Source organism: Amycolatopsis coloradensis, from assembly GCF_037997115.1.
GTDB lineage: Bacteria > Actinomycetota > Actinomycetes > Mycobacteriales > Pseudonocardiaceae > Amycolatopsis > Amycolatopsis coloradensis_A.
Map to the genome: position 1 here is coordinate 4817598 of NZ_CP150484.1, position 13386 is coordinate 4830983.

Here is a 13386-nt window from a genome sequence, read left to right on the forward strand (position 1 = left end):
GGACGGTTAGAACCGTCCTTACCACTCACGAGGTGGGCAGCCAGGTTTCCCCGATCTCCTCGGCGAGGGCCTCCCCGCCGGTGAGGTCGGCGAGCCAGGCGTGGAACGTGTCTCCCTGGTCGGGCGCGAGTCCGACGTCGAAGTGCGCGACGTCTTCGAAGCGGGTCGCGTGCAGGAGATACGGCGACGAGCGGATGTCGTTCTCCAGCCGTCCGGCCCGGTCGTAGTCGACGACGACCTCCACCAGCCGCAGCCGCCGGTACTCCCGGACACCGATGACGTCGACGGCCTCCGCGACGGCCTGCCCGTACGCGCGGATCAGCCCACCGGCGCCGAGCAGCACCCCGCCGAAGTACCGGGTCACCACCGCGACCGCGTCGGTCAGCTCCCGGCGACGGAGCACCTCGAGCATCGGGGTTCCCGCCGTGCCCGCGGGCTCGCCGTCGTCACTCGAACGTTGAGTCCTGCCGTCGGCGCCCAACACGAACGCGTGACAGTGGTGCCGTGCCGCCGGATCGGCCTTCTTCCTGGCGGCGATCACCTCGCGGGCGGCCTCTTCCGAGGTGACCGGAGCGAGCGCGCAGAGGAAGCGCGACCGCCGGATTTCGATCTCGTGGACCCCGGTGCCCGCCACGGTGAGATAACGATCCGCCATCGGCCAAGCCTCTCAAACCGGCCGGGTCACTCTGCCGTTCGGGCGATTCGACGGTCACCAGGGGCCACCGCAACACCGGCGAAACCCACTCTCCCACGCGACCCAGGTCACACTTCTGGACGAGCCTGTCAGCAATAAGCGCAGGTCAGCGCGCCAATGCTCCACTCAGTGGACATGTCATTCCAGCCAGTGGGCAGATGATGTTTGAAGTCAACGCCCGCGTGGCATTTCCCACCCCGACCAAGCGACGTATGTCGATAACAGCGATTTCACACTATCGTCATAAGACCGGCGAACCCGGGAGTAACACGTGTACCCGTCAGCCGCCCACCACAGTGGCCAGACGGCACCCACGTGCACAGCAGTACCGATATGCGCATCGGCCGCCCAGTGCAGTGCGGCTCTACGAGGCCTGCCCCCGTTTCCGCGGGCGGGATCGTTCCCTCTCGACTGACCATCGCGGTCCCGGACCACTCCGTTAACTGGTTCACGCACGAACCACCCGAACGGAGTGGTACCGGTCGCGCCGACGCCTTGGGAGGCGGCCAGCCGTGACCCACCATGCCAGCTACAAGGGCAGCAAGGCCCCCGAAGGCCTGTATGACCCGGAGTTCGAGCACGACGCCTGCGGTGTCGCGTTCGTCGCCGATCTCTCCGGTAAACGCGATCACGGCATCGTCGCCAAAGCGCTGATCGCGCTGCGGAACCTGGAACATCGCGGGGCCCGCGGCGCCGACCCGGAGACCGGCGACGGTGCCGGGATCCTCATCCAGGTCCCCGACGAGTTCTATCGCGAGGTCGTCGGCTTCGACCTTCCCGAGCCCGGCGCGTACGCCGTCGGCACGGCTTTCCTTCCGCAGGACGAAAACGCCCGTGGCCGGGTGATGACGACCATCGAGCGCGTCGCCGCCGAAGAGGGCATGCGCGTCCTCGGCTGGCGTGACCTTCCCGTCCACACCGAACACGTCGGCACCGGCGCGGCCGAGACCATGCCGTATTTCAGCCAGCTGTTCCTTGCCGGACAGGACGCGCTGGAGGGCCTCGCCCTGGAACGCGCCGCGTTCGTGGTGCGCAAACGCGCCGAGCACGCGCTCGTCGAGGACGACGTCTACTTCCCGAGCCTGTCTTCGCGCACGATCGTCTACAAAGGAATGCTCACCGAGCCGCAGGTCGAGAAGTTCTTCGCCGACCTCACCGACGAGCGCGTCACCAGCGCCATCGGCCTGGTGCACTCCCGCTTCTCCACCAACACCTTCCCGTCGTGGCCGCTGGCGCACCCGTACCGGTACGTCGCCCACAACGGCGAGATCAACACCCTGCGCGGCAACCGGAACTGGATGGACGCGCGTGAGGCGCTGCTCGAATCCGACCTGATCCCGGGGGACCTCAAGCGGATCTACCCGATCATCACCCGCGGCGCGAGCGACTCGGCGTCCTTCGACGAGGTGCTGGAGCTGCTCCACCTCGGCGGACGGCCGCTGCCGCACGCGGTGCTGATGATGATCCCGGAGGCCTGGGAGAACCATCAGGAGATGGACCCCGCGCGCCGCGCGTTCTACGAGTTCCACTCGACGCTGATGGAACCGTGGGACGGCCCGGCGCTGGTCTCCTTCACCGACGGCACCCAGATCGGCGCGGTGCTCGACCGCAACGGCCTGCGCCCCGCCCGGTACTGGGTCACCGAAGACGGCCTCGTCGTCCTCGCCAGCGAGGTCGGCGTGCTGGAGTTGGAGCAGTCCACGATCGTCCGGAAAGGACGGCTGGAGCCGGGCCGCATGTTCCTCGTGGACACGGCCGCCGGCCGGATCGTCGAGGACGAGGAGATCAAGGACCGGCTCGCCACCGAGCACCCGTACGACGAATGGGTCGAGGACGGGCTGCTCCCGCTCGACGGGCTTCCCGAACGTGAGCGCGAGATCCCGCCGCACGCCGCGCTCGTGCGCCGCCAGCAGGCTTTCGGCTACACCGAAGAAGAACTCGACGTCCTGCTCCAGCCGATGGCCCGCACCGGCGCGGAGCCGATCGGCTCGATGGGCAACGACTCCCCCATCGCGTCGCTGTCCAGCCGCCCGCGGTTGATCTTCGACTACTTCATCCAGCTCTTCGCCCAGGTGACCAACCCGCCGCTGGACGCGATCCGCGAGGAACTGGTCACCGCGCTCGGCACCCAGCTCGGCGCGCAGCCGAACCTGCTGACGGCCGACGCGTCGTCGTGCCGCCGGATCGTGCTGCCCTTCCCGGTGCTGGACAACGACGAGTTCGCCAAACTCGTGCACGTCAACGACGACGGCGATCTGCCCGAGTTCCAGGCCGTCACCGTGCACGGCACCTACGACGTCCACGGCGGCGGCGAGGCGCTCGTGCGGCGGCTCGACGAGATCCGGGCCGAGGTGTCCGCGGCCATCGCCGAGGGCGCGCGGCTGATCGTGCTCTCCGACCGCGGCATCGACGAGGACCACGCGGGTATCCCGTCGCTGCTGCTCACCGGCGCGGTGCACCACCACCTGGTGCGCGAGAAGACCCGCACGCAGGTCGGCCTCATCGTCGAGGCGGGCGACGCGCGCGAGGTGCACCACATCGCGCTGCTGATCGGCTACGGCGTCGCGGCGGTGAACCCCTATCTGGCGATGGCGACCGTCGAGGAGATGGCCGATCAGGGCCTGATCCCCGGCGTCACCGCGAAGCAGGCGACCGCGAATCTGATCAAGGCGCTGGGCAAGGGCGTCCGCAAGACGATGTCGAAAATGGGAGTGTCCACAGTGGCCTCCTACACCGGCGCGCAGATCTTCGAAGCGGTCGGGCTCGGCGACGAGGTCATCCAGAACTGCTTCACCGGCACCACTTCCCGGCTCGGCGGCGTCGGCTTCGACACACTCGCGCTGGAAGTCGCCGAGCGGCACCGCCGGGCGTTCCCGCGCGACGGTTTCCGCGCGAACCACCGCGAGCTGGAGACCGGCTCGGACTATCAGTGGCGCCGCGAGGGCGAGCCGCATCTGTTCAACCCGCAGACGGTGTTCAAGCTGCAGCACTCAACCCGTGCCGGGAAGTACGAGGTCTTCAAGGAGTACACGAAGGCCGTCGACGACCAGGCGCAGAAGCTGTACACGCTGCGCGGGCTGTTCGACTTCAAGATCGGGCAGCGGCCCGCCGTACCGATCGAGGAGGTCGAACCGGTCTCCGAGATCGTCAAGCGGTTCGCCACCGGCGCGATCTCCTACGGCTCGATTTCGGCGGAGATGCACGAAACCCTGGCCATCGCGATGAACCGCCTCGGTGGCAAGTCGAACACCGGTGAGGGCGGCGAGGATCCGGAGCGGCTCTACGACCCCGAGCGCCGCAGCGCGGTCAAGCAGGTCGCGAGCGGCCGGTTCGGCGTCACGAGCGAGTACCTGGTCAACGCCGACGACATCCAGATCAAGATGGCGCAGGGCGCGAAGCCCGGCGAAGGCGGCCAGCTGCCCGGCGCGAAGGTGTACCCGTGGATCGCGAAGACGCGGCACTCCACGGCGGGTGTCGGGCTGATCTCGCCGCCGCCGCACCACGACATCTACTCGATCGAGGATCTCGCCCAGCTGATCCACGACCTCAAGAACGCCAACCCGGCCGCGCGTATCCACGTGAAGCTCGTGTCCGAGGTCGGCGTCGGCACGGTCGCGGCCGGTGTGTCCAAGGCGCACGCGGACGTCGTGCTCATCTCCGGGCACGACGGCGGCACGGGTGCTTCCCCGCTGTCGTCGATCAAGCACGCGGGCGGCCCCTGGGAACTCGGGCTCGCCGAGACGCAGCAGACACTGCTGGCCAACCGGCTGCGCGACCGCATCGTCGTGCAGACCGACGGCCAGCTCAAGACCGGCCGTGACGTCGTCATCGCCGCGCTGCTCGGCGCCGAGGAGTTCGGTTTCGCGACCGCGCCGCTGGTGGTCTCCGGCTGCATCATGATGCGGGTGTGTCACCTCGACACCTGCCCGGTCGGTGTCGCGACGCAGAACCCCAAGCTGCGTGAGAAGTTCAGCGGCAAGGCGGAGTACGTGGTGAACTTCTTCGAGTTCATCGCCCAGGAGGTCCGGGAGTACCTGGCGGAGCTGGGTTTCCGGTCCATCGCCGAGGCCGTCGGCCACGCGGAGATGCTCGACAAGCGCAAGGCGATCGACCACTGGAAGGCCGCCGGGCTCGACCTGTCGCCGATCTTCCACGTGCCCGACATGGCCCCGGCCGGACTGCGGCACCAGCAGACGGTGCAGGACCACGGACTGGAGAAGGCGCTCGACAACACGCTGATCCAGCTCGCCGAGGGCGCGCTGTCCTCCGGGGACAAGGTGCGGCTGGAGTTGCCGGTCCGCAACGTGAACCGGACCGTGGGCACCATGCTCGGCCACGAGCTCACCAAGCGGTGGGGCGGCGAAGGCCTGCCGGACAACACGATCGACGTCACCTTCACCGGGACCGCCGGTCAGTCGTTCGGCGCGTTCGTGCCCAAGGGCATCACGCTGCGGCTCTACGGTGACGGCAACGACTACGTCGGCAAGGGCCTCTCCGGTGGACGGCTCATCGTGCGGCCGCCGAAGGTGGCGCGGTACAACGCCGAAGAGCACATCATCGCGGGCAACGTGATCGGCTACGGCGCGACCAGCGGCGAGATCTTCATCCGCGGCAAGGTCGGCGAGCGGTTCTGCGTGCGCAACTCGGGCGCGCTGGCCGTCGTCGAGGGCGTCGGCGACCACGGCTGCGAGTACATGACCGGCGGCCGTGTCGTCGTGCTCGGCAGCGTGGGCCGCAACTTCGCGGCCGGGATGTCGGGCGGCGTCGCCTACGTGCTGGACCTGCCCGCGCACCGGATCAACCCGGAGATGGTCGACGTCGACCCGCTGGATTCGTCCGATGTGGACTTCCTGCGCGAAGCGCTCGAAAAGCATTACGACGAAACGGAGTCCGCGGTCGCGCGTGCGCTGCTCGCCGATTGGGACGCCGCCGTCGACCGGTTCGGCAAGGTCATGCCGAAGGACTACAAACGCGTGCTCGCGGCGCAGGCTGAGGCCGAGCGCGACGGGCGTGACGTGAACGAGGCGATCATGGAGGCCGCACATGGCTGACCCCAAGGGCTTTCTGACCACCACTCGCGAGACGCCCAAGAGCCGTCCCGTCGACCTGCGCCTGATGGACTGGCGCGAGGTGTACGAGGACTTCGCGACGTCGAAGCTGCAGAAGCAGGCCGGACGCTGCATGGACTGCGGCATCCCGTTCTGTCACCAGGGCTGCCCGCTCGGGAACCTCATACCCGAGTGGAACACGCTGACCTGGCGTGACGATTGGCGCGACGCGGCCGAGCGGTTGCACGCGACCAACAATTTCCCGGAGTTCACCGGGACCCTCTGCCCGGCGCCGTGCGAGACGGCGTGTGTGCTCGGGATCAACGACGATCCCGTCACCATCAAGCGGGTCGAGATCTCGATCATCGACCGGGCCTTCGAAGAAGGCTGGGTCACGCCGGAATCGCCGGTCGTCAAGACCGGCAAGAAGGTCGCGGTGGTCGGATCCGGCCCGTCGGGACTCGCCGCGGCGCAGCAGCTCACGCGCGCGGGCCACAGCGTCGTGGTCTTCGAGCGGGCCGACAAGATCGGCGGGCTGCTGCGCTACGGCATCCCCGAATTCAAGATGGAGAAGCACCGCCTCGACCGGCGCCTCGACCAGATGCGGGCCGAGGGCACGGAGTTCCGGACTTCGGTGAACGTCGGCGTCGACCTCACCGTCGAGGAGCTCAAGTCGTCCTACGACGCCGTCGTCCTCGCCGGCGGCGCGACCGCGTGGCGCGACCTGCCGATCCCCGGCCGCGAGCACGCCGGTATCCACCAGGCGATGGAGTTCCTGCCGCACGCCAACCGGGTCGCCGCCGGAGAGCTGGACGTCTCGCCGATCAGCGCCGAGGGTCTCGACGTCGTGGTCATCGGCGGTGGCGACACCGGCGCGGACTGCGTCGGGACGTCGCACCGCCAGGGCGCGAAGTCGGTGACGCAGCTGGAGATCATGCCGAAGCCGCCGCTTTCGCGGTCGGACGCGCACCCGTGGCCGACGTACCCGATGATCTACCGCGTCTCGTCCGCGCACGAAGAGGGCGGCGAACGGCTGTACTCGGTCAACACCCAGGAGTTCCTGGCCGACGCCGGCGGGCGCGTGCGCGCGCTGAAGCTGGTCGAGGTGCGCAACGAGGGCGGCAAGTTCGTCCCGGTTCCCGGAACGGAACGCGAACTGCCCGCGCAGCTGGTGCTGCTCGCGATGGGCTTCGTCGGCCCGGAGCGGGAAGGCCTGCTGGAGTCGCTCGACGTCGAACTGGACCAGCGCGGCAACGTCGCCCGCGACAAGTCCTTCAAGACCAGCGTCGACAACGTGTTCGTGGCGGGCGACATGGGCCGCGGCCAGTCGCTCATCGTGTGGGCGATCGCCGAAGGCCGCTCCGCCGCGGCCGGGGTGGACGCTTTCCTCACCGGGCGGGACGTGCTGCCCGCGCCGATCGCGCCGACCGACCGGCCGCTCACCTAGGCGCCTTGAGCGCGTGAAGGCCCCCTTCCCTCGGCTGAGCCGAGAGAAGGGGGCNGTTGCTGGCCGACCGGGTGGGGGAGCGGAACGATCCCACACTGGGGGTGACCGGCGCCCGCCCATTTCGCTTTCTCCCCGGCGTCCCGAGCCTGCCCCTTTCGCGACGCGTAGTACTTTGTCCGGTGCGGTAAGCGACATCGGGCTTCGGGGAGGGAGCTGGGGATGAATCGGCATGAACGACTCACGGCATTATTGGACATGGTGGGCGAGCGGGAAAAAGTCGACGTCGAGGTTTCGGCGGGCGAACTCGGTGTCTCCCCCGCGACGATCCGCCGGGACCTCGATCACCTGGCCGGGCGCAATCTCGTGGTCCGCACCCGCGGCGGCGCCGTGGCGAGCAACGTCGCCTACGACCTTCCGTTGCGGCACAAGGCGGCGCGCAACGCGCCCGAACAGCAACGGATTTCCGCCGCCGCGGCCAGAATGGTCGACCCCGGCATGGTGGTCGGCCTCAACGGCGGCACCTCGAGCACCGAAGTGGGCCGCGCGCTCGCGACCCGGCCGGACATGGGCGAGCCGACCGGCGGGCCGTCGCTCACCGTGGTGACGAACGCGCTCAACATCGCCCACGAACTCGCCGTGCGGCCCAATATCAAGATCGTGGTGACCGGCGGGGTCGCACGGCAGCAGTCGTTCGACCTGTCCGGGCCGCTGTCGCACCTGTTCCTCGACCAGATCTCGCTCGATCTGGTGTTCCTCGGGGTGGACGCCTTCGACCCGGTGCACGGCGCGCAGGCGCATCACGAGGGCGACGCGAGCACGAACCGGCTGATGGCGGCCCGTGCCCGGCAGGTCGTCGTGCTCGCCGACAGCGGGAAACTCGGCGGTCACGCGTTCGCGAAGATCTGCGCGACCACCGACGTCGACGTTCTCGTCACCGATGGCCGCGCGGATCCGGAGCGGGTGCACGCCTTCGAGGAGCAAGGCGTGCGGGTGGTCAAGGCTTGAGCCCGATTGGCGAAGCTGAGAAGGACCCGCTATCGCGGTGGCAGGACGCCTTGCTCGCCATCGTGAGATGGCTGACCAGGCAGCGTCCTGCCGACGTCGATCGCGGACGCGGGTTCACCATCAGACACTGAGCCGGTCCAGCGCCAGCAGCGCCGCGCCGAGCCTGCCCGCCTCGTCGCCGAGCTGCGCGATCCGCAGTTCGGGCATCCGCTGAAATTGCAGGTTCGCCGCCAGCCACGCGCCTACGGGTTCGAGGACGTAGTCGCCCGCGGTGAACAGTCCGCCGCCGAGGACGACCACTTCGGGCGCCAACAGCGTGACCAAGGTCTTGATGCCGTGGCCGAGCCCTTCGAGCGCGTCGTTGACCACGGAGATCGCGGCCTCGTCGCCGTGCCGGGCGGCGTCGACCACCTGCTCGGCGCCGTCGGCGGGACGTCCGGTGTGCTCGCTGTAGCGGCGGGCGATGGCCGACGCGGAGGAGATCGCCTCGAGACATCCCGTCGCGCCGCACCCGCACGCCAGCCGGTGGCCGACGTCGATATGCCCGATCTCGCCGCCTTGCCCGCCCGCGGCGTACAGCTTCCCGTCGAGCTGGAGCGCGGCCGCGATCCCGGTGCCGACCGGGATGAAGGCGGCGTCGGTGCAGCCCTTGCCCGCGCCGACGCGGAACTCCGCGAGCCCGCCCGCGCGGACGTCGTGCCCGAACGCGAACGGCAGCCCCAGCCTGCGGTCGAGCATCTCGCCGAACGGCACGTTCCGGAAGTCGAGGTTCGCCGAGAACCGGGCCACTCGTGCGACTTCGTCGACGATGCCGGGGATGACCACGCCGACGGCGTCCGGCGTCCCGGTCCCCGCCTGCTTGCCCAGCGTTTCCACGATCCGCGCGACCTGATCGGCGAGCGCCTCGCCGTCCGCCCCGCGCGCCGTCGGCTCGCGCAGGCTGGCGAGGTCTTTCAGGTCCGCGTCGTACAAGGCCGCCTTGATGGACGTTCCGCCGACATCGAGTGCCGCCACCGCAGGTGTCATGGCTGGATTTTGGCATGCGCCCCACCGCGGACCGCAAGGATTCAGCCGTCGCCGCACCGTCAGCCGCGCGGTGTCAGATACCCCTGGGAGAACGCCGTGGCCACAGCGGCCGCCCGGTCGTTGACGCCGAGTTTCGCGTACACGTGCAGCAGGTGTGTCTTCACCGTCGCTTCACTGATGAACAGCCTCTTCGCTGCCTCGCGGTTCGTAGTGCCCTGGGCGATCAGTTCCAGGACTTCCCGTTCACGGTGTGAGAGCGGGCCTGAGGTCGGCTGCCGCATCTGCCCCATCAACCGGGTCGCGACGGAGGGAGAAAGCATCGCCTTGCCCTCCGCGGCCGCCTCCACCGCGCGGAACAGTTCGTCCCTCGGCGCGTCCTTCAGCAGGTATCCGGTGGCACCGGCTTGGATGGCAGGCAGCACATCGCTGTCCGTGTCGTAGGTGGTGAGCACGAGGATCCGCGAGGTCACCCCGCGTTTCGCCAGCTCCTCGATGGCGGTGACGCCGTCGATCCGGGGCATCCGCAGATCCATGAGGATCACGTCGGGCCGGAGTTTCACCCCGGCGGTGATGGCCTCCTCGCCGTCCCCGGCCTCACCGAGGACCTCGAAGCGCGGGTCGGCGCTGAACATGCCCCGCAGCCCGTCCCGTACCACGGGATGGTCGTCGGCGATCAGCAGCGAGATCACCGCTCGGCTCCGGCCGGGATCGCCGGCACGGACGCCGAGATCGCGGTGCCCCCGCCCGGCTCCGACTCGATGTCGAGGCGGCCGGCGAGGCGCCGCACGCGCTGCCGCATACCGGTCAGCCCGAACCCGCCGTCGGCAGAACCGTTGGCGCGCTGGGCGGTGGGCTCGAAGCCCACGCCGTCGTCACGCACGTCGAGCGTCACCAGATCCTCCATGTACGACAGGGTCAGGCCGACTCGGCCGGCCTTCGCGTGCTTGGCCACGTTGGCCAGTGCTTCTTGCGCGGCCCGGAGCAGCGTCACCTCGACGTCGGCGTGCATCGGCCGGGGGTCGCCGGTGGTGATCAGCACCGCCTCGATGTGGTTCACCTCCGACCAGCGTCTGGTCACCTCGCCGATCGCGTCCTGGAGCCTGCCCTCGGCGAGCGGCTCCGGCTGCACCGCGTGCACCGTCCGGCGTGCCTCCGTCAGGCTTTCCCTCGCGAGGTTCAACGCGTTCGTCACGTGCCGGTGCGGCACCGAGGGCTCGTCCAGGGTCTGCTCGGCGGCCTGGAGCTGGGTGAGGATGCCTGCCAGGCCCTGGGCCAGGGTGTCGTGGATGTCCCTGGCGATCCGCTGCCGCTCGTCGAGCACCCCGGCTTCCCTGGCCTGGACCAGCAGCTGGGCGTGCAGGCCGGCGTTCTCCTCCAGCGCCGCCTCCAGCCTGGTGTTCGCCTCGTGCAGTTCGGCGAGCGCCTGCTTCTGTTTGAGGTTGCGCTGGTCCGACTGCTCGGCGATCCGGGAGAAGGCCCCGGACAGCACGGTGATGATCACGCTGAGCGCCACCCAGCCCACCCACATGTTCTCGTCCTGGATCCCGGTCAGCCCACCCAGATACGCCACTGCCGAGATCACGGACGTGGCGGCGACCCCGACGTACCGCCAGCGGCCTTTCAGGTAGTGGAATGCCTGGGGGTAGCCGATGAAGGCGAACAGGCCGTACCACGGCGCGACCGCGACCAGGCAGGCCGTCAGCATCATCAGCCCCGTGTAGTACAGGCCCATCAGCGGGCCGTTCCGGTGCCATTCCGGGTGAAGCGTGTGGAACCAGAAAGACCAGGCCAGGATCCCGGCCGAAAGCGCGAGCACGGCCGGCAGGTGCACCGGCACCCGCCAGATCGGCAGCAGCACCGAGATGAGGACGTCGATCGCCAGCAGGACGTACGGAAGGACCTTGAAGACCGTCGTCTCGACCCGTTCCCAGTGGTCGGACTCCGCGCGCAGCTCCGCTTCGATGCCCACGACTCACTCCCAGCGGAAGTACCGGGCGGCCAGCCCGCCTGCCGCGATCGTCCACCCCAGCAAGACCGCCACCTGCAGTGGTTGCGGCCAGTGACCGGCGGCGGCGTCCTGCAATGATTGCACGCCCGCGCCCAGCGGGGTGAAGTCGCTGATCTTCCGCAGGACGTCGTTCATCTCGGCGCGCGGCACCCAGAGACCGGCGAAGAACAGGATCGGGAAGAACAGCAGGGTCCCGATCGCGCCCGCGCTCTTGCCGGTCGGCGCGACGGAGGCGACCAGCAGGCCGATCGCGAACATCGCGAGCGCCGTCAGCAGGTAGGCGATCAGGTACGCGGGCAGCTGCCGGGGCAGGCCCACGTCGTACATCACCCTGCCGATGGCCAGCAGGACCAGCATCGTCGCCACGGACATGATCGTGGACATCAGCAGCTGCGCGCCGAGCATGACGTGCGGTTTGACCGGGGTGGTCCGCATGCGCCGCAGCACACCCTTCTCCCGGTAGGTGGCGAGCAGCTGGGACACGCTGTTGAGCGCGAACATGGCGAGCCCCATCGTGACGATGATCGGCAGGTACAGGGTGATCGCCCTGGCGCCGCCGAGGTCCGTGCTGGGTTCTCGCAACGCGGGGAACGCGCCGAGGACGACGAGCAGGAGCGGCGGGAACGCGAGCACGAAGAACACGAGCATCGGCTCGCGGAAGAAGAGTCTGGTCTCGGCGACGGTGAGCCGGGCGAGGGCGGACATGGTGTTCTCCTCAGGAGTCGATGGTGCGGCCGGTGAGCGCGACGAACGCGTCGTCCAGCGACGCCTGCTCGACCCGCAGGCCGGCCGCGGTGACCTGGTTGCGGGCGAGCACGGTGGTGACGGCGAGTAGCAGGTTGCCCGTGCCGATCACGACGAGCTGGTCGCCCGCGCGGTCGACCGAGGTGACCTCGGGCAGCGCGGCCAGCACGGAGTGGTCCAGCGGGGCGGACGGACGGAACCGGATGCGTTGCCGGTCGTCGACGCCGGCGACCAGCCCGGCCGGGGTGTCGAGCGCGACGACGCGGCCGGAGTCGATCACCGCGAGCCGGTCGCACAGTCGTTCCGCTTCCTCCATGAAATGCGTGACCAGCAGGATCGTGACGCCGCGGTCGCGGACGCGCTCGATCAGGCCCCACGCGTCACGGCGCGCCTGCGGGTCCAGGCCGGTGGTGAGCTCGTCGAGCACCGCCACCCTCGGGTTGCCGATCAGCGCGAGCGCGATCGACAGCCGTTGCTTCTGCCCGCCGGACAACCTGCGGAACTGGGTGTCGATCTTGTCGGTCAGGTCGAGGATGCCGAGAAGTTCCCGCCAGTCGGCCGGTTCACGGTAGAAGGAGCCGTACAGCTCCATCGCCTCGCCGACCTTCAGCTTGTCCGGCAACTCGCTTTCCTGCAGCTGCGCGCCGAGCAGCTGCCGCAGCTCGCCGGTTTCGCTTCGCGGGTCGATCCCGCAGACCCGGATGGTGCCGCCGTCCGGGACGCGCAGCCCCTCGACGCACTCGACCGTCGTGGTCTTGCCTGCCCCGTTGGGGCCCAGAATGCCGAAGATCTCGCCCCGCTCGACGGCGAACCCGACCCCGTTCACCGCGGTGTGGTCGCCGTAGCGCTTGACGAGGTCTTCCACCTCGATGATTGCCATACGAAGACCATGCCGCGCGGCTGGGGTCCGCCGAATCAACCGCGTGGCCACGGCTGAGGCGGGCGACGGTGGAGCCCCCATCAACCGATCGGTGGATGCCCGTGATGTCACGAGCCTGCGCCGATCGGGTTCCGTCACATTGACCGGACGCTTCGTGGCGACCTACGCTCGACCGGCCAGACGACGGCACCCGGAACGCGGTGAGAATCCGCGCGGTCGCGCCACTGTGACCCCGAGCCATCGGGGAAGCCAGACCCGGAGCCGTCGTGACACCCCTGAAGAGGCCGCGCTAGCCCGAGGAGGTCCCACCGCCATGTCCGAAGCGGTAGCCGCAGTACCCGTCCCCGTCCGGATCCCCGTCCGCGAGATCCTGCCCTGGGCGGTGCTCGTCATCCTCCTTTCGCTGATCACGCTGTACTTCGTCAGCGCCGAGCAGGGCGCGGTGTCGGTGTTCGCGAACTCGTACGTCCACGAGTTCGTCCACGACGGCCGGCACCTGCTGGCCTTCCCCTGTCACTAGGGCGGCAAGCGCCC

Annotated in this window: 10 protein-coding genes; 4 read left to right on the plus strand and 6 right to left on the minus strand. The window is 69.2% G+C overall.

The annotated features are described in order from the left end of the window. Positions 1 to 25: 25 nt before the first annotated feature. Positions 26 to 655, minus strand: coding sequence for a YigZ family protein (locus tag LCL61_RS22575; protein WP_340681534.1), 630 nt, complete (start codon positions 653 to 655; stop codon positions 26 to 28). Between the two features lie 551 nt (positions 656 to 1206). Here LCL61_RS22575 and gltB point away from each other — a divergent pair. The 3 genes from gltB to LCL61_RS22590 all read left to right on the plus strand — a co-directional run bounded on the left by gltB (position 1207) and on the right by LCL61_RS22590 (position 8194). After that, positions 1207 to 5745, plus strand: a complete 4539-nt coding sequence (gltB, locus tag LCL61_RS22580) for a glutamate synthase large subunit (protein WP_340681535.1) — start codon at positions 1207 to 1209, stop codon at positions 5743 to 5745. After that, the gene (locus LCL61_RS22585; RefSeq protein WP_340681536.1) at positions 5738 to 7189 is read left to right on the plus strand and encodes a glutamate synthase subunit beta; all 1452 of its coding nucleotides are present in this window, start codon (positions 5738 to 5740) and stop codon (positions 7187 to 7189) included. Before gltB ends, LCL61_RS22585 begins: the two co-directional genes overlap by 8 nt. Positions 7190 to 7408: 219 nt before the next feature. Next, positions 7409 to 8194 carry a DeoR/GlpR family DNA-binding transcription regulator gene (locus LCL61_RS22590; protein ID WP_340681537.1) on the plus strand — a complete coding sequence of 262 codons (786 nt, stop codon included), beginning with the start codon at positions 7409 to 7411 and terminating at the stop codon, positions 8192 to 8194. A gap of 120 nt (positions 8195 to 8314) precedes the next feature. On the opposite strand, the gene LCL61_RS22595 is transcribed toward LCL61_RS22590, so the two are convergent. From LCL61_RS22595 to LCL61_RS22615, 5 genes are read right to left on the minus strand one after another with little or no spacing between them, the layout of a single operon-like run. Continuing rightward, positions 8315 to 9220 (minus strand): ROK family protein, encoded by a 906-nt coding sequence (locus tag LCL61_RS22595; RefSeq protein ID WP_340681538.1) that lies wholly within the window; start codon positions 9218 to 9220, stop codon positions 8315 to 8317. A gap of 59 nt (positions 9221 to 9279) precedes the next feature. Continuing rightward, a complete protein-coding gene (locus tag LCL61_RS22600; protein ID WP_340681539.1) occupies positions 9280 to 9909 on the minus strand; it encodes a response regulator transcription factor in 630 nt (209 codons plus the stop codon). Beyond that, a complete protein-coding gene (locus tag LCL61_RS22605; RefSeq protein WP_340681540.1) occupies positions 9906 to 11189 on the minus strand; it encodes a sensor histidine kinase in 1284 nt (427 codons plus the stop codon). Before LCL61_RS22605 ends, LCL61_RS22600 begins: the two co-directional genes overlap by 4 nt. A 3-nt stretch (positions 11190 to 11192) precedes the next feature. Beyond that, positions 11193 to 11933 (minus strand): ABC transporter permease, encoded by a 741-nt coding sequence (locus LCL61_RS22610; protein WP_340681541.1) that lies wholly within the window; start codon positions 11931 to 11933, stop codon positions 11193 to 11195. 10 nt (positions 11934 to 11943) lie between these two features. Beyond that, positions 11944 to 12852, minus strand: coding sequence for an ABC transporter ATP-binding protein (locus LCL61_RS22615; protein WP_340681542.1), 909 nt, complete (start codon positions 12850 to 12852; stop codon positions 11944 to 11946). Between the two features lie 313 nt (positions 12853 to 13165). Here LCL61_RS22615 and LCL61_RS22620 point away from each other — a divergent pair, with 313 nt between their 5' ends. Then, a complete protein-coding gene (locus LCL61_RS22620; protein ID WP_034312940.1) occupies positions 13166 to 13372 on the plus strand; it encodes a CbtB domain-containing protein in 207 nt (68 codons plus the stop codon). Positions 13373 to 13386 lie beyond the last annotated feature (14 nt).

Excerpts from the sequence above, each read along its gene's own strand:
- LCL61_RS22620 (WP_034312940.1), top strand. The coding sequence starts at position 13,166 with ATGTCCGAAGCGGTAGCCGCAGTACCCGTCCCCGTCCGGATCCCCGTC.
- LCL61_RS22595 (WP_340681538.1), bottom strand. The coding sequence starts at position 9,220 with ATGACACCTGCGGTGGCGGCACTCGATGTCGGCGGAACGTCCATCAAG.
- LCL61_RS22610 (WP_340681541.1), bottom strand. The coding sequence starts at position 11,933 with ATGTCCGCCCTCGCCCGGCTCACCGTCGCCGAGACCAGACTCTTCTTC.
- LCL61_RS22575 (WP_340681534.1), bottom strand. The coding sequence starts at position 655 with ATGGCGGATCGTTATCTCACCGTGGCGGGCACCGGGGTCCACGAGATC.
- LCL61_RS22585 (WP_340681536.1), top strand. The coding sequence starts at position 5,738 with ATGGCTGACCCCAAGGGCTTTCTGACCACCACTCGCGAGACGCCCAAG.
- LCL61_RS22615 (WP_340681542.1), bottom strand. The coding sequence starts at position 12,852 with ATGGCAATCATCGAGGTGGAAGACCTCGTCAAGCGCTACGGCGACCAC.
- LCL61_RS22590 (WP_340681537.1), top strand. The coding sequence starts at position 7,409 with ATGAATCGGCATGAACGACTCACGGCATTATTGGACATGGTGGGCGAG.